Source organism: Salmonella sp. NW884 (genome assembly GCF_051700745.1).
GTDB lineage: Bacteria > Pseudomonadota > Gammaproteobacteria > Enterobacterales > Enterobacteriaceae > Salmonella > Salmonella enterica.
This window is the reverse complement of record NZ_JAMMDE010000001.1, coordinates 614,896-630,486: the sequence shown is the minus strand read 5'-3', so window position 1 is coordinate 630,486 and position 15,591 is coordinate 614,896. Positions and strand designations below refer to the sequence as shown.

Annotated in this window: 11 protein-coding genes, 6 tRNA genes, 1 other RNA gene and 6 pseudogenes; 11 read left to right on the top strand and 13 right to left on the bottom strand. The window is 47.8% G+C overall.

Annotation, left to right across the window (positions count from 1 at the left end; genetic code table 11):
* The first annotated feature begins 3 nt into the window (after positions 1 to 3).
* Positions 4 to 1,074, top strand: coding sequence for a nicotinate-nucleotide--dimethylbenzimidazole phosphoribosyltransferase (gene cobT / locus NA197_RS03280; protein WP_064043501.1), 1,071 nt, complete (start codon positions 4 to 6; stop codon positions 1,072 to 1,074).
* Positions 1,075 to 1,151: 77 nt separating this feature from the next.
* On the top strand, positions 1,152 to 2,081 hold the full coding sequence (gene ldtA / locus NA197_RS03275; RefSeq protein ID WP_064043500.1) for a L,D-transpeptidase: 930 nt from the start codon (positions 1,152 to 1,154) through the stop codon (positions 2,079 to 2,081).
* Between the two features lie 225 nt (positions 2,082 to 2,306).
* On the opposite strand, the gene NA197_RS03270 is transcribed toward ldtA, so the two are convergent.
* Positions 2,307 to 2,382: transfer RNA gene (locus tag NA197_RS03270), tRNA-Asn, on the bottom strand.
* A gap of 159 nt (positions 2,383 to 2,541) precedes the next feature.
* On the opposite strand from NA197_RS03270, the gene NA197_RS03265 reads away from it, so the two are divergent.
* The 4 genes from NA197_RS03265 to NA197_RS03250 all read left to right on the top strand — a co-directional run bounded on the left by NA197_RS03265 (position 2,542) and on the right by NA197_RS03250 (position 6,322).
* A complete protein-coding gene (locus NA197_RS03265) occupies positions 2,542 to 3,999 on the top strand; it encodes an EmmdR/YeeO family multidrug/toxin efflux MATE transporter (RefSeq protein ID WP_001669456.1) in 1,458 nt (485 codons plus the stop codon).
* Positions 4,000 to 4,139: 140 nt separating this feature from the next.
* Positions 4,140 to 4,215 (top strand) — tRNA-Asn (locus tag NA197_RS03260).
* Between the two features lie 446 nt (positions 4,216 to 4,661).
* Complete coding sequence (locus NA197_RS03255; RefSeq protein ID WP_023226659.1) at positions 4,662 to 4,850, top strand: hypothetical protein; 189 nt, start codon at positions 4,662 to 4,664, stop codon at positions 4,848 to 4,850.
* A gap of 17 nt (positions 4,851 to 4,867) precedes the next feature.
* The gene (locus tag NA197_RS03250; protein WP_000428191.1) at positions 4,868 to 6,322 is read left to right on the top strand and encodes an AMP nucleosidase; all 1,455 of its coding nucleotides are present in this window, start codon (positions 4,868 to 4,870) and stop codon (positions 6,320 to 6,322) included.
* Positions 6,323 to 7,239: 917 nt separating this feature from the next.
* Here NA197_RS03250 and NA197_RS03245 read toward each other — a convergent pair.
* Positions 7,240 to 7,800 carry an NAD(P)H-dependent oxidoreductase gene (locus NA197_RS03245; RefSeq protein ID WP_430536883.1) on the bottom strand — a complete coding sequence of 187 codons (561 nt, stop codon included), beginning with the start codon at positions 7,798 to 7,800 and terminating at the stop codon, positions 7,240 to 7,242.
* A 111-nt stretch (positions 7,801 to 7,911) separates the two neighbouring features.
* On the opposite strand from NA197_RS03245, the gene NA197_RS03240 reads away from it, so the two are divergent.
* The gene (locus tag NA197_RS03240; protein ID WP_023226656.1) at positions 7,912 to 8,253 is read left to right on the top strand and encodes a winged helix-turn-helix transcriptional regulator; all 342 of its coding nucleotides are present in this window, start codon (positions 7,912 to 7,914) and stop codon (positions 8,251 to 8,253) included.
* 317 nt (positions 8,254 to 8,570) lie between these two features.
* Here the strand turns inward: NA197_RS03240 and NA197_RS03235 are convergent.
* The 6 genes and pseudogenes from NA197_RS03235 to mtfA form a co-directional block, all read right to left on the bottom strand.
* A pseudogene (locus NA197_RS03235) lies at positions 8,571 to 8,693 on the bottom strand (integrase domain-containing protein); the annotation flags it as partial.
* Positions 8,687 to 8,845 (bottom strand): annotated as a pseudogene (locus tag NA197_RS03230) (Arm DNA-binding domain-containing protein); the annotation flags it as partial. The pseudogenes NA197_RS03235 and NA197_RS03230, both read right to left, overlap by 7 nt.
* Before the next feature lie 162 nt (positions 8,846 to 9,007).
* A tRNA-Asn gene (locus tag NA197_RS03225) sits at positions 9,008 to 9,083 on the bottom strand.
* Between the two features lie 420 nt (positions 9,084 to 9,503).
* Positions 9,504 to 9,809, bottom strand: a pseudogene (locus NA197_RS03220) (Arm DNA-binding domain-containing protein); the annotation flags it as partial.
* Positions 9,810 to 9,976: 167 nt separating this feature from the next.
* Positions 9,977 to 10,052, bottom strand: a tRNA-Asn gene (locus NA197_RS03215).
* Positions 10,053 to 10,152: 100 nt separating this feature from the next.
* Complete coding sequence (mtfA, locus tag NA197_RS03210) at positions 10,153 to 10,950, bottom strand: DgsA anti-repressor MtfA (protein WP_000598920.1); 798 nt, start codon at positions 10,948 to 10,950, stop codon at positions 10,153 to 10,155.
* Between the two features lie 88 nt (positions 10,951 to 11,038).
* On the opposite strand from mtfA, the gene NA197_RS03205 reads away from it, so the two are divergent.
* The 3 genes from NA197_RS03205 to NA197_RS03195 all read left to right on the top strand — a co-directional run bounded on the left by NA197_RS03205 (position 11,039) and on the right by NA197_RS03195 (position 12,961).
* Positions 11,039 to 11,128, top strand: a tRNA-Ser gene (locus tag NA197_RS03205).
* A 267-nt stretch (positions 11,129 to 11,395) separates the two neighbouring features.
* Entirely contained in the window at positions 11,396 to 11,662 is a 267-nt protein-coding gene (locus NA197_RS03200) for a hypothetical protein (RefSeq protein ID WP_058108647.1), read from the top strand.
* Between the two features lie 480 nt (positions 11,663 to 12,142).
* Positions 12,143 to 12,961: a hypothetical protein gene (locus NA197_RS03195; RefSeq protein WP_064043400.1), complete on the top strand. Its 819-nt coding sequence runs from the start codon at positions 12,143 to 12,145 to the stop codon at positions 12,959 to 12,961.
* Positions 12,962 to 13,221: 260 nt separating this feature from the next.
* On the opposite strand, the pseudogene NA197_RS03190 reads toward NA197_RS03195, so the two are convergent.
* Positions 13,222 to 13,353: pseudogene (locus tag NA197_RS03190) on the bottom strand (transposase); the annotation flags it as partial.
* 69 nt (positions 13,354 to 13,422) lie between these two features.
* Between NA197_RS03190 and NA197_RS03185 the strand changes: the two are divergent.
* The gene (locus NA197_RS03185) at positions 13,423 to 14,439 is read left to right on the top strand and encodes an IS110-like element ISSaen1 family transposase (RefSeq protein WP_064043399.1); all 1,017 of its coding nucleotides are present in this window, start codon (positions 13,423 to 13,425) and stop codon (positions 14,437 to 14,439) included.
* Positions 14,440 to 14,664: 225 nt separating this feature from the next.
* Here the strand turns inward: NA197_RS03185 and NA197_RS03180 are convergent.
* The 4 genes and pseudogenes from NA197_RS03180 to NA197_RS03165 all read right to left on the bottom strand — a co-directional run.
* Positions 14,665 to 14,781: pseudogene (locus tag NA197_RS03180) on the bottom strand (transposase); the annotation flags it as partial.
* 82 nt (positions 14,782 to 14,863) lie between these two features.
* A pseudogene (locus NA197_RS03175) lies at positions 14,864 to 14,971 on the bottom strand (tyrosine-type recombinase/integrase); the annotation flags it as partial.
* A 239-nt stretch (positions 14,972 to 15,210) separates the two neighbouring features.
* A non-coding RNA gene (locus tag NA197_RS03170) (RtT sRNA) lies at positions 15,211 to 15,347 on the bottom strand.
* A 48-nt stretch (positions 15,348 to 15,395) separates the two neighbouring features.
* Positions 15,396 to 15,483, bottom strand: a tRNA-Ser gene (locus NA197_RS03165).
* Positions 15,484 to 15,591 lie beyond the last annotated feature (108 nt).

The window sequence follows — 15,591 nt, the reverse complement described above, 5'->3', positions numbered from 1 at the left end:
CTTATGCAGACACTACACGCTTTACTCCGTGACATTCCTGCGCCGGACGCCGACGCGATGGCGCGTGCGCAGCAACATATTGACGGCCTGCTCAAACCGCCGGGCAGCCTGGGCAGACTGGAAACCTTAGCCGTTCAGCTCGCGGGAATGCCGGGTCTTAACGGTACGCCGCAGGTAGGTGAAAAGGCGGTGCTGGTGATGTGCGCCGACCATGGCGTCTGGGATGAAGGCGTAGCGGTTTCGCCCAAAATCGTGACGGCGATTCAGGCGGCGAATATGACGCGGGGAACAACCGGCGTATGCGTGCTTGCCGCTCAGGCCGGTGCGAAGGTGCATGTCATTGATGTCGGTATTGATGCCGAACCTATTCCGGGCGTAGTTGATATGCGCGTCGCGCGCGGCTGCGGAAATATTGCCGTTGGCCCGGCGATGAGTCGCTCGCAGGCTGAAGCGCTTTTGTTGGAGGTTTCCCGCTACACCTGCGACCTGGTGCAACGCGGCGTGACCTTATTTGGCGTAGGGGAGCTGGGAATGGCGAACACCACGCCAGCCGCCGCGATGGTCAGCGTTTTTACAGGAAGTGATGCAAAAGAGGTGGTGGGGATTGGCGCGAATCTTCCGCCTTCCCGCATCGATAATAAAGTGGACGTCGTGCGGCGGGCGATTGGGATTAATCAGCCCAATCCGCGCGATGGCATTGATGTGTTGTCGAAGGTGGGTGGTTTTGATCTGGTCGGGATGACCGGCGTGATGCTTGGCGCGGCAAGGTGTGGCTTACCCGTATTGCTGGATGGCTTTCTTTCCTACGCGGCAGCGCTGGCGGCCTGTCAGATTGCGCCTGCGGTGAGACCTTATCTGATCCCGTCGCACTTTTCGGCGGAAAAGGGCGCCCGCATCGCGCTCGCGCATTTGTCTATGGAACCCTATTTGCATATGGCGATGCGGTTAGGTGAAGGAAGCGGCGCGGCGCTGGCGATGCCGATCGTGGAAGCCGCGTGCGCCATGTTCCACAATATGGGGGAATTGGCGGCCAGTAATATTGTCCTGCCGGAGGGGAACGCAAACGCAACATAACCCGGGCGCACAACACCAGCCATGTGAGAAAAAAGCTATACTTAACGCACACCTGCCGCGACAAAGGAAGGGATATAATGCGTCGTATCACACCTTTTTTTCCGTTTTTCGTCTTGTTGGTAAGCCATTTCTCGCTGGCTATAAGCTATCCGTTGCCGCCCGAAGGCAGTCGTCTGGTAGGACAGGCTGTCACAATCGCCGTACCACAGAACAATACTCAGTCCTTAGAGTCATTTGCCGCCCGCTACGGTCAGGGGCTGAGTAATATGCTTGAAGCGAATCCCGGCGTGGATGTGTTTTTACCTCAGTCTGGTTCCACACTGGTAGTGCCGCAGCAGTTGATTCTGCCTGACACCGTTCGTGAAGGTATTGTGGTAAACGTCGCCGAGATGCGCCTTTATTATTATCCCGCAGGCACGAATACGGTTGAGGTGCTACCCATTGGTATTGGTCAGGCTGGCCGTGAAACGCCGCGCAACTGGGTGACTGCAGTTGAACGCAAACAAGATGGCCCGGTTTGGGTGCCAACGGCTAATACGCGTCGGGAATATGCTAAAGAGGGAAAAACGCTGCCCGCGATGGTGCCTGCGGGGCCGGATAACCCTATGGGGCTATACGCAATATATATCGGCAGGTTATATGCCATCCATGGCACTAACGCTAACTTTGGCATTGGCCTTCGCGTCAGTCAGGGCTGTATCCGTTTACGCAATGACGATATTAAATATTTATTCGACCATGTTCCTGTAGGAACCCGCGTTCAGATTATCGACAGGCCCGTTAAATTTTCGGTAGAGCCGGATGGCAGTCGTTGGCTGGAGGTACACGAACCGCTTTCTCGCAACCGTGCTGAATTTGAATCAGACAAAAAAGTTCCATTGCCCGTTACGCCAGTGCTGCGCACGTTTATCAAAGGGGATGACGTTGATACTTCGCGAGTTAATGAGGTGCTGGAGCGCCGTTCCGGAATGCCGGTCAACATTAGCGCAGGCAGGTCTGGTCTTTAAATATCCTGCCACATTGCTGGTTTTCATGGGCTGGAGTATCTGTATTAGTAGTGAGTGTCATGGCAGGGGCTTCATTTTCTCAACGAACCGTGAGGCCCCCGATTAAGTCCCCAAAAACTATGGGCGTCAAAAAACCCGGCAAACCTTATCAGGTCAACCGGGTAAAGATAAGTTCTTGTTTTTTAAACGTCTCCGGACTCACCAGGATGTCCCGAAACTAAAATCTGGCTCCTCTGACTGGACTCGAACCAGTGACATACGGATTAACAGTCCGCCGTTCTACCGACTGAACTACAGAGGAATCGTGTGGGGTCGTATATTAGCGGCGGAAAAATTTTTGTCAAACCCCATTTAACCTCTTACAGATTCGATTGCGGGTTATCTCATCACTTTGTTGCATTTGCAGACATTTTTTCTGCAAAAAGCTTTGCAGCCTTACGATTTCTCGCTCATTATTGAAATGTGGTTTCAACTCTCTTCTTTAAGGTCCATTTTGAACGTCTCCACTGCCTTACGCCAGGCTGTCGTCCGTACGCCCTGGTATGCCAAACGCAAGAGCTACAAAGTGTTGTTCTGGCGTGAAATCACCCCACTTGCTATCCCCATTTTTCTGGAAAATACCTGTGTTTTGCTAATGGGCGTGCTCAGTACTTTTCTCGTCAGTTGGCTGGGCAAGGAAGCAATGGCGGGCGTGGGGCTTGCCGACAGTTTTAATATGGTAATTATGGCTTTTTTTGCGGCTATCGATCTTGGTACTACGGTGGTGGTCGCCTTTAGCCTCGGCAAGCGCGACAGGCGACGCGCAAGGGCAGCGGCGCGCCAGTCGCTGGTGATTATGACGCTATTTGCCGTTGTGCTGGCAGTGGTCATTCATTATTTCGGCAGTGAAATTATTAATATTGTCGCAGGCGAGGCGACGCCAGAAGTAAAGGGGCTGGCGTTAACGTACCTTGAACTGACGGTGCTGAGTTATCCGGCTGCGGCAATTGCGCTAATCGGTAGCGGCGCGCTGCGTGGGGCAGGGAATACGAAAATCCCGTTGATGATTAACGGCGGGATGAACATTCTCAATATTATCATCAGCAGCATCCTGATTTACGGGGCTTTCTCCTGGCAAGGGCTGGGTTTTGCCGGCGCGGGGCTGGGATTAACCATTTCGCGCTACATCGGCGCGGTAGCGATTATTTGGGTGCTGATGATTGGTTTTAATCCGGCGCTGCGCATTCCGCTGAAAAGCTATCTGAAGCCGCTGAATTTCGGCATTATCTGGGAAGTGATGGGTATCGGTATTCCGGCGAGCATTGAATCAGTGCTGTTCAACGGTGGCAAGCTACTGACGCAAATGTTTGTCGCCGGAATGGGCACTAACGTTATTGCGGGTAACTTTATTGCCTTTTCCGTGGCGGCGCTTATCAACCTGCCGGGTAACGCCCTTGGTTCGGCGTCGACTATTATCACCGGTAAGCGTCTTGGTACCGGGCAAATTGGTCAGGCAGAGCGTCAATTGCGCCATGTATTCTGGATGTCGACTATCGTACTTACGGCAATCGCCTGGGGGACAGCGCCGTTCGCGGGTCTGTTTGCCTCATTTTATACCCAGGAGCAGGACGTAAAAGAGGTAGTTAAAGTTCTGCTCTGGCTTAATGCTGCCTTTATGCCAATTTGGGCGGCCGCGTGGGTGCTGCCGTCGGGTTTTAAAGGCGCGCGCGATGTGCGATTTGCGATGTGGGTATCGATGCTGGGGATGTGGGGCTGTCGCGTTGTGGCAGGGTATACGCTTGGTATTGTGCTGGGTATGGGGGTTGTAGGGGTTTGGCTGGGGATGTTTCTTGACTGGGCCGTGCGTGGCGCACTGTTTTACTGGCGTCTGATAAGCGGGCGCTGGCTGTGGAGATACCCGCGCGTAAAGAGGGAGTAAGCGCTTTTTGCTGTGAAAATCATCAGGAAACGGTGAATTTTAACCGAAGTGTGGAATAAAGCAGCAAACGAACTTTTTTTGTGAAAACAGGCTTTGACAAGCCAGGGGCACCTCGTTAATATTCGCCCCGTTCAAACGATTCCTCTGTAGTTCAGTCGGTAGAACGGCGGACTGTTAATCCGTATGTCACTGGTTCGAGTCCAGTCAGAGGAGCCAGATTTTAGTTTCGGGATATCCTGGTGAGTCCGGAGACGTTTAAAAAAACAATAACTTATCTTTACCCGGTTGACATGAGAAGGTTTACCGGGTTTTTTGATATCTGTCATTTTGGCGTCCGAGTGCCTCCAGGTTCGTTAAACAAATAGCCTTTCACGATGGCACTCACTGATACTGCTATCCGTAGGATCAAACCCACCGATAAAAATTTCTGCATTAGAAAATAACAGATTGCATCCAGCGTCCTGAAACCATGCAGGGAGTGCGAAAACTGCTGCCTGATACATGGTGCCTGACAGCCCCTTATTTATAATTATCTTGATCCTGTTTACGCTAGCTTAAAAAACCAATATTAAAACCAGTGAAATTTCCAACTGCGTCTTTGATAGTAAACTGACGATTACCGCTGTCGATGGCTCCGCCCTGGGGAATGTCATTTTAATCATATGGGCGTTAATGCCTCCTCTGATACCGCGCCAAAATGGGAAATCTTCAGCGACGCTTTCACCGCCGCCGCTAACGAAGAGGCGGATGTGGCAGGTGAACTGATGGTCACCTGTGCCGCCGCCCTTACGCTAACCCCTTTAGTTTCCTCCTTTGCTGTCATACTATCGAACGACGTGCCTCACCTGTGAACGCTAAGGAGAATAATATGGAAAATAAAGGCACAAACCTGACGCCCGAGCAGGCGCTGGATCGCCTGGAGGAGCTGTACGAGCAGTCGGTTAACGCGCTCCGTGAAGCCATCGCTGACTATGTTGATAACGGCACGCTGCCCGATCCCCATGCCAGGCTTAACGGACTGTTTGTTTATCCTTCGCTGTCTGTAAGCTGGGATGGCGCGACACCGAACCCGCCTAAAACACGCGCTTTTGGACGCTTTACTCATCCCGGCTGTTATACCACTACCGTTACGCGGCCTGCGCTATTTCGCGCTTATCTTCTGGAACAGCTTAACCTCGTTTACCATGATTATGGCGCGCATATTGCGGTAGAGGCCTCGCACCATGAGATCCCGTATCCTTATGTGATCGATGGCTCGGCTCTGACGCTGGATCGTTCTATGAGCGCCGGGCTAACGCGCCATTTTCCTACCACAGAACTGGCGCAGATTGGCGATGAGACGGCAGACGGTCTGTTCCACCCCGGCGAATTCTATCCGCTATCGCACTTTGACGCGCGTCGTGTTGACTTCTCGTTGGCCCGGTTACGGCACTATACCGGTACGCCGGTTGAACATTTTCAGCCCTTCGTTTTGTTTACCAACTACACCCGCTATGTCGATGAGTTTGTGCGCTGGGGATGCAGCCAAATTCTTGATCCTGACAGCCCCTATATCGCGCTTTCCTGTGCCGGTGGAATTTGGATCACGGCAGAAACGGAAGCGCCGGAAGAGGCTATTTCCGATCTGGCCTGGAAGAAGCATCAGATGCCTGCCTGGCACCTGGTAACGGCAGATGGGCAGGGGATTACGCTGGTAAATATCGGTGTCGGCCCTTCAAATGCTAAAACGATTTGCGACCATTTGGCCGTGCTGCGGCCTGACGTCTGGCTTATGATTGGGCACTGTGGAGGGTTACGAGAAAGTCAGGCGATTGGTGATTATGTGCTGGCCCATGCCTACTTACGCGATGATCATGTGCTGGATGCCGTTCTGCCGCCTGATATTCCGATTCCAAGCATTGCGGAAGTACAGCGTGCGCTGTACGACGCTACCAAAGCGGTTAGCGGAATGCCCGGCGAAGAGGTGAAACAGCGACTGCGCACGGGAACGGTCGTCACCACGGATGACCGTAACTGGGAGCTTCGTTATTCCGCATCTGCGCTGCGATTCAACCTTAGCCGTGCGGTCGCGATTGATATGGAGAGCGCGACGATTGCAGCCCAGGGCTATCGCTTTCGTGTGCCTTACGGCACGTTGCTTTGTGTTTCTGACAAACCTTTACACGGTGAAATTAAACTGCCCGGGCAGGCAAATCGGTTTTATGAGGGGGCTATTTCAGAACATTTGCAAATTGGTATTCGTGCTATTGATTTACTACGCGCAGAAGGTGATCGTTTGCACTCACGTAAATTACGCACGTTTAACGAGCCGCCGTTTCGCTAACGAAATGAGCTGTCGCCTGCTGTTGGACAGGAGTGGAAGAGGCGTATTTATGTGATATGAAAAGCGGCTGAATGAAGCCTTAGCGGGAGGCGATTCTGCATCCCGCTAAGGCCTTATTGTGCCGCGAGCTTCATCACCATCGCCATCGCCATCGCCGGAGATCTGTCGCCGATAATCGCGTCTACGTCAGGAAACGCGCCGGAAGGCGAAAACATTGTGTCGCACTTCACGCTCCTTGAGCGCCTGACCCACAAGCCCGGATTAACAAGCAGATACCGACCGTGAGAAGCGGTCAGCTTAAAGGGGTGTCAGAAGGCTTGATACTGAGGATTTGTGCGTTGGTTAGAGACACAGGATGGTCACTCCATTATCGAACTGAAATGGCCTAAAGTTTCGCCGGATGCGCAGGAAAAACCAGATGTGCATCGAGAGAAATTTTAACGCTAACTTATTGAAATCTGCGGTAATAAGAATTTATAAGTAAGCCTGAAAACAGGAATTTGGCTCCTCTGACTGGATACTGATATTGATTTATCGTATTGAATTTATGAAGATTTTATTTTTAAAATTGGAGTGAAGCCCTCAATAAGGCTCCAAACGCAATAACTATTCTGAAATGTGATATTTGTCATGTTTTAGATTACTCTTTGGCCGTAAGTGGGCATGACAGACAGCTTTGTGTCAAAGTGGACATCGGTTATGTAATTACCTGAGTGCCAAAGCCAAAATATCAGTACGATAACCAACTCAATACGAAATTTGTGAGTTGGTTTGTAATGGTTCGGTTAAATTTCACTGTGTTCTTTTGGCTTAATTACAAGTAAGGCAATCAAGACACTAATTGATGCAGCAAGCAGAACCATATTATTTACTGCATCATAAGCGAAAATATATGAGAATGGGCTATCAAATTAACATTAATTACTTTTTACTAACTCACTGTAAGTTAATTTAGTTAAGTACTTAACATAGTCTACTGCGTTTTCTTTAATCACTTCTTTGGAAGGGTTATATTCTGCACCATAAAAGGCAAAGTGTGGAACATATTCAGCACCAACATATTTAATCGTCATTTCAAATGGGCGAAGTACTTCTTGCATGGTAAATTTATAACGGCCATTCGCCATATAGTCTGCAAGTTCAATACCGGCAGTTACAGCCAAAGCTATTTTTTTATTCTTCAGCTTATCGCCTGTAGAGCCGTATGCCCATCCATAAAGAAACACTTCATCCAGCCATTGTTTCAACATGGGAGGGCAGTTGAACCAGTAAACTGAGAACTGCAAAACCAGCGACTCATGTTGCTCAACCAGTCTTTGCTCAGTTTCGATATTGATCCTGCCGTCAGGGTATGCTTTATAAAGCTCATGGACAGTAAACTGATCAGGATACTTTTTTAACTCATTTATCCAACACTGATTAACAACTGAATTTTCAATATTTGGATGAGCGACAACTATAAGCGTTTTTTTCATCATTTCCTCATTCAGGACTGACTTGCGATTGGGGTACTCAGGAGTATATGATTGGCCCTGTCGTTTGTGAAGTACGCAAATTTAGGTTATATACTTACCAAAAGGAGAGTGTAAATGATGACTGAGACATGCTCACAGACTGGTATCAACCTGGAGGAAACCGATTTTGGTTATACTCTTTCCTTAATTAGCGGGAAATATAAAATGATAGTTATGTACTGGTTAAATGAAAATAAACCAGTCATGCGATACAACGAGCTTAAACGCCGCATCGGTACGATTTCTTTCAAAACTCTGAGTAATACTCTGAAAGAACTCGAACAAGATGGAATAATCAATAGGGTGGAGTATCCTCAAATACCGCCCAAAGTTGAATACAGTCTTTCAAAACGAGGGGAATCATTAATGCCAATTCTGGATTTAATGTGTGATTGGGGTGGGAAAAACCGCAACTAATAATTTAGTAGTGTGGATACAGATGATGAACAACTCTGAGTAATTCTCAACTGTTCATAGCAGACTTCGGCGATCGGTGTAATGATTGGCATCGCTCAGTCCGGCTGGTGACTGGTGATGTTTAGCGATTGATCAGATCGCACAATCCGGGCTGAGTCCCCTCAAAGCGATCTGCTATTCCACACTATTTAGGAACACGTTATCGTAGCTTAGCTGATAGCCTGCATATCATGATAGATAAATGCAGATATTTTCTGAATCACTTCAAAGTGTAAGCCTTAGGGGGCGAATGGCTATATCCCGTTCTTAGCCGACTGTCAGAACTGGCTATACACCTGCGCCACATACCTCCCACGCCCGTCACCATGCCCCAAATCCATCGCTACCATCGCCAGCGCCTCTTTCCTGCTAAACCCCTGCGCCAGATAGTAACGAAGGCTAGCTTCTTCTCTTTGCCATCAACGCGGTACTTCATGTACCAGAGTTTTGAGCCGTTGGGTTTGAGCAGCAGGTTGGGTCCTGAACTGTCGGTGATCTTGAAGGATTTCTCGGTGGGTTTGATCTTGCGGATAGCGGTATCGGTTAATGCCATGGGAGGGGGCTCCATTTACTCAACGAACCGTGAGGCCCCGATTAAGCCCAAAAACTATGGATGTCAAAAAACCCGGCAAACCTTATCAGATCAACCGGGTAAAGATAACTTCTTGTTTTTTAAACGTCTCCGGACTCGCCAGGATGTCCCGAAACTAAAATCTGGCTCCTCTGACTGGACTCGAACCAGTGACATACGGATTAACAGTCCGCCGTTCTACCGACTGAACTACAGAGGAATCGTGTGAACGGGGCGCATAGTAACGATGTGCGATCGGCTTGTCAAAGGGGGAAATAAGGTTGCGCGTTTGTTTGCTGACAAAAACAACAAAGCGTTGAAGTTTTGATCTAATTTCTACTTTGCCCCGGCATGGCGCAACTTTGTCTGTAATTGCACAAGTCAAATGCTGTGACCTTACCGCAATGGCTATGCACCAGCGCCTGATGAGGCCTGAAAAACTGGCAGGCACTGGCAAATACTTCTGAGACATAACGCCGTAGAGATTAAGGGCAGGGGGCAGAATGAACTTTAGACGTGAGATATTTTGTGAAAATGGTTGATACAGGCAGTCTGACGCCGGTAGCGGAAATGGCAGATAAATTTCTGGTGCAGGCGAAAAGATTTCCGTCAATATCATAGGCAGAATTATGGCGCATCAGCTTTTGGCAACGACACGGAACGAGCGGGTTTTATCGCGCTTTTTCTGAAGGATTTTTTCATCAGCCTGTTATTTGCGTTCGGGTCAATCCCCTGAGCCAGCAGCCTTTTGGCCTCGTCACGGCGTTGTCTGGCATCAGCAAGCGATATAGCAAGGTAAACCCCAATAGAAAACACCTTCTGTTTGCCATCGAAGCGATAGCCTGACTGCCAGTATTTTGAATCGATAGAGGCCAAACCCGTCAGCGACCTTGACGGCCTTTTCCGCTGGTCTGGCATTTTTTACTTTAGTATCAGTCAGTGACATGACGGTTCCCTCCGCGTGCTGGTAAAACGCAAATCGAACCAGCTTTACCAGCAAAAGGGTCTGGCTTCGAGTGGTTTTTAGTGAACGAGAGTGAACCTGAAGAAAGGGATAATCAATTGATATAAATGCAGAAAGCAGACGTCAGTAAACGTCTGCTTTCCTTAATTTGGCTCCTCTGACTGGACTCGAACCAGTGACATACGGATTAACAGTCCGCCGTTCTACCGACTGAACTACAGAGGAATTGTTTCAACGAGGCGCATAATACTGGGCCGGCTATAACGTGTCAACAGTAAAATTAACGCGCCAATTCAATTGGTTAATTAACCCACAAAGTGAGGAATTAATGTTCGGATTCCTCGCCGTAGTCGCCTTCGGCAGCGCTTACCCGTAAGCGCTGAGAAGGATCCTGGCGATAGAACTGGCAAAAACGCTGCCATAGCGCCGGGAAACGTGGAGCAAACAGTTCTGGCGCGCTGAAAAAATACTCTGACAACACGGCAAAACATTCTGCAGGGTCGGTGGCGGCATAGGCATCTATACTGGCAGCGCTTTCGCCAACAAGATCGATTTCATCCTGAATATTATTCATTGCCGCGTGGAGATCGTGTTCCCAGCCAGCCACATCGCGCAACGGGATGAAAGGGATGCCGCTGGCGCGATCGCCATTACGCATATCCAGTTTGTGCGCGACTTCATGAATAATGAGGTTGAAACCCGAAGCATCGAACGAGTCCTGGATATCCAGCCAGTTCAGAATGATGGGCCCTTGTTGCCAGCTTTGCCCCGACTGTACGACACGCTGGCTATGCACCAGACCTATGTCATCTTCCCATTCATCATCTACCACAAAGGGCGCGGGATAAATGAGCACTTCATGAAAACCATCAAGCCACTCAATACCGAGCTCCAGGATCGGTAAGCAAAAAATTAACGCAATACGTGCACTTTTTAACGAGTCGAGCTCAAACCCCTGTAGCGCTACCAGTCTTTTCTGCTGCAAAAAACGTTCGGCTAGCGCAATAAGCCGAGCCTGTTCTTGCGCGGTGAGGTTTACCAGAAGAGGTATAGCTAGCGCATCATCCCACGGCCAGTCTTCGTTCTGGGTTATTTCTTGTGCTTTCCAGGGCCACTTAATCATCGTTTTGCTCGTAAACTCGTCACTTGAACAAAATTACCCGAATAGGGTCTGTTAAAATGCCAAATTACCTGGCATCATTGCAATATACGGAGAGATGCCGGAGCGGCTGAACGGACCGGTCTCGAAAACCGGAGTAGGGGCAACTCTACCGGGGGTTCAAATCCCCCTCTCTCCGCCAATCATTCAACAAAATCAATCACTGACAAAGCGTTTTTGATTTCGTCATACATAAATCCCTGCATTAAAATTTCTTTCACTCGCTCGATTTTTCTTACTACTGATGCTGTTTTTTACCATTTTGCTGCGCGTCGGGCATCCACTTTTATCTTCTTTAGCTCACAAGCTCACACTCTTTTGCAACGCCCATCTCATATCTCTGGTGACAAAACAGTTTAACTGCCGTTGCTTCACACGGATCTTGTAAGGGTATCTTAAAGGAAATGGATTGCTGGAGGATGGAGAAAAAGAGGCGAAATCATTTTCAGTGGGATACTGCCACCCCGGACATGAGCTTGCCAGAACCTACGCGGTAAATCCTACGACACGAAGCCACGCGCAATTTTATGCGAAAACGCTGGCAATAGCCTTGCTGACTGATGCAAGCTATCTAAAATCGCTTGAAGATGACATCATGCAAAACAATCGCTTAAAAGACTCACCTGTTGATAAGCATGTTGAGGACGAAAAGAAGAAGAAAAATGCAGCCAGGTAAAAAGGGTTACGTTCGCCGTAAGCGAACGTGATCGCATCCAGCCTTAACGAACCTTTTTCCGTTCATCTCCCTTCATGTTTTTCAAAAAACTCTTTTATGAATGCCCCTAAAACGTCATACGCGAATTCGCTATTATTGTTCCCGTCGCGACAACATAGAGATTACGTAAAAAAACAGAGGGCAGACATTGAAAAATATTGGAAATAACATAAAACGATTTGTCCGTGTTTTTTATTTGTCATTTAAACTTACAGAAATGGCTGTACTGTTATCAGTATAAAGATAATTTCAGTTGTCCAGATGAATTATTTTTAAAACTATTTGTATTAACAGGGTTTATTCATTTATTGAATGGATGCGTGCTCGTTTGGTCTTGTCATCTTGACGCTTTGAGATCACATATTCTATTCTATCATAGACAGCAGGGGAAATTGGCTGCTGGGATCGATTTTTGATTAAAAAATACTGGATGGAATCACGATGCAATTACCAGAACAGGATGAGTTTTTTGATTTTTTTGCTGCCAATGATGATGAACAAGCCTCTTTAAGGCGTAAGTTTTTTTTGGAGAAACATAAAGAATCGTGGCTGTCTGAGTCTGCATTAGAGGACTACCAGGCGCTGTTTATGAGTATCTACGGAATTAATATTGACTGGAAAGAGGGAACTTTTAGCCTGCTTGAGGCACTTTCAGCTAATCAGGAAGAGAAGCCTGTCACGGTCAAATTCGATTATGATAGTGAGATTGAAACAGCAACGATAAATTTGATTGATACGCAGTATGTGTTTCATCACTACCCAATGGGAAGTGATGGTTTTGATACAGAACTGGTGCGCATTGAGCATATATTGGCTAACAGTGGATATACTTTGCGGGTATATCAGAACAGCACTTTTAGTGATACATTATCGTTCTTACTCATTCCGTCAGATGAGTGGAAACGTGTTGAACAGCATTATAGTCCAGAGCATATTTCTGCTTACTTCGTTCCGTATGGAAAACAACTTGTTATTCCTGAGGTTGCTGCTCCAGTCGTAAATTATGTGCCATCCGTTAAACAAGATGCATCAAATGTCCCTGCGTTGTTTAATGCTCGGGGTATCCGTGTTTATTTTTTAAGTATAATGCTAATCGCATTTGCAACTTATATTTTGTGGAATATCCTGACGAAAATAGAACCTTTATCATCAGGCCAACCTGCTGGCTGTGAAAATGTACAAAATTTATACTCAAAATTACGTCCAGAAGTAGCCGAGCCATTAAAAGAAAAAATGCGTAAGAGTTTGGGCTGTAAATGATAAATTTTCAGTTTAAGAAAATTACACTAATGGATAGGTAATAGAGATATATTTAATTTGATATTGTGTTATCGAAATAGTAATAACAGATAATATACATATTCTTGCGGTGGTGGATGAAGCGATTTTTATGTTATTTGTACAGGAAAAGAAAAAGAGTTTTTTTAGCTACCATGACTCTTATTAATTTTGTTGCCGCAAATCAAAAATACTACACTTTTAATTTGTTGTCAGTGTTTATCATGGTGCTTTGGTCAGTTCAGTACCTCCTGCAGCATCTCCTTGTCCAGACTCAGCTCAGCGACCAGCTTCTTCAGCCGCTGATTTTCATCCTCCAGTTGCCGCAGACGCCGCAGTTCCGTCACGCCCGGCCCGGCAAATTTTTTCTTCCAGTTAATGGGATGGACTACCTCCTCCCGCTGCGGTTAACTGTACGAAATGTGCTCACCAGGAGAATCACCATGAATATCGTATTTCTGGGTATTGATCTGGCTAAAAATGTTTTTCAGCTCTGCGGGTTAAACCAGGCCGGCAAACCGGTTTATACGAAACGCACTGGCCGAAAAGAATTGCTCCAGACGCTGGCAAATATTCCTGCATGTCTGATTGGGATCGAAGCGTCCACCGGGGCATTTTACTGGCAGCGTGAGTTTGAGAAACTGGGGCACAAAGTAAAGGTCATCAGTCCTCAGTATGTAAAACCCTTTGTCCGCGGGCAAAAAAATGATGGTAATGATGCACAGGCCATCGCAGTGGCTCTGATGCAACCGACAATGCAGTTCGTGCCGCCAAAAAGCCCCGAACAGCAGGATATCCAGGCTTTACACCGGGCAAGGCAGCGTATTGTCAATCACCGCACTGCTACAGTCTGTCAAATAAGAGGGCTGTTACTTGACCGGGGGATCCCCATTGGCAGTGCTGTCTCCAGAGCTCGCCGTGCTATTCCTCTTATCCTTGAAGATGCAGAAAACGGTCTAAGTTCCCGTATGCGCAGAACAATTGCCGAACTCTATGATCTCTTTAACGATCTCGGGCGTCGGATCCATTTTTTTGATAAGGAAATTGAAACAGTATTCAGGCAATCAGAAGCCTGTCAGCATATCGCCAAAGTTAAAGGCATTGGTCCTAAAACGGCTACGGCCGTTGTTGCTGCTATTGGCAAAGGAACTGAATTTAAGAATGGTCGCCACTTTGCTGCATGGCTGGGTCTGGTTCCACGCCAGCATTCGAGTGGCGACAGGCAGGTGCTGATGAATATGACGAAAAAAGGCGACAAGCATCTGCGGACACTTTTTATTCATGGTGCCCGCGCTGTCGTCAGGGTTGCCACGAATAACAATGATGGTCATATGAATCAGTGGGTTAACCAGTTAAAGGAACGGCGCGGATTTAATAAAACGACCGTGGCGGTCGCTAACAAAAACGCGAGAATAATCTGGTCGATGCTGAGAAATGAGACCGAGTATCAGGTAGTGTGAAATTAATCCCCTGCCAGCAAAAGTTGCAGCGTACTGAGAAATGATGACAGGTTGCACCTGCACAATCGGAACCTGATTTTTATACTGGCCTCAGAGGCCGCCCAGTTGTTGAGGCGATTGTGTGCGGATTACCCATTTGGGCACAGATTTTCCTGATGCCGGATAGATGTAAGCAACAACCCAAAACCAGATTCAGTACTTGCAAAACGGAGGCAGTCCATAGATGTAAAATGTGGCCTCAGAAATTCCCATCTTTCTGCAGACTTCCCCGACGCGGGTGCCGGTTTCAGCCTGTTTCAGGGCAAATGCAATCTGTTCTTCGGTATAACGGGTCTTTTTCATGACAATGCGCCTCTCTGTGAGATGGAAGAAAGACCGGAAACTTCAGTTTAGACTGATACTGTTTACAGGGGGAAGGTCAAGCGCGAGGGGCAGGGAATACATGATTGTTATCTTTCAATCGTGGTAAATCTTTTAGCAGAGCAACAACAGCATCAGATAGAGGAACCCGGTGTTCTTTTGCTGCCGAGAGATACTTATGCAAACTTTTCTAAAGCGTTTCAGGTAGGGGAGTGGGGCTGTTTTACACAATCTATAGTAAGTTTGGTGTAGCAACCAAAGGTCCAAAAACAAACCTTTTATCAGGAAAATCACAGTAAAAACAAGAAGTTCAGATACAAAAAAAGCTCGTTTACACGAGCTTCTTTATGCTGCATTTTATGCAGGACAAAACCAAATATGCATCGTAACTAATTGATTTTGTATCAAATATGGCGGTGAGGGGGGGGATTGACTCGCTGCGCTCGCCCTTCGGGCAGTCTCCTCGCAAGCTCGTCGTCTGTCCAACTGGCTGCGCCAGTTGTCGAACCCCGGTCGGTGGTTCTCATCCCCCCTTGGTTTGGGGGATACATATAAGCAAAAAGCCCGTACTTCTGTACAGGCTCTCAACTTGAAGATGGCGGTGAGGGGGGGATTCGAACCCCCGATACGTTGCCGTATACACACTTTCCAGGCGTGCTCCTTCAGCCACTCGGACACCTCACCAAATTGTCGCTCCAGCATTACTGGAACGGGCGCTAATGTAGGGAAATATCTTTTCTACGTCAATCAACTTTTTTAAAAAAAAGCGCGTTTATACAAACTTCCACCAAT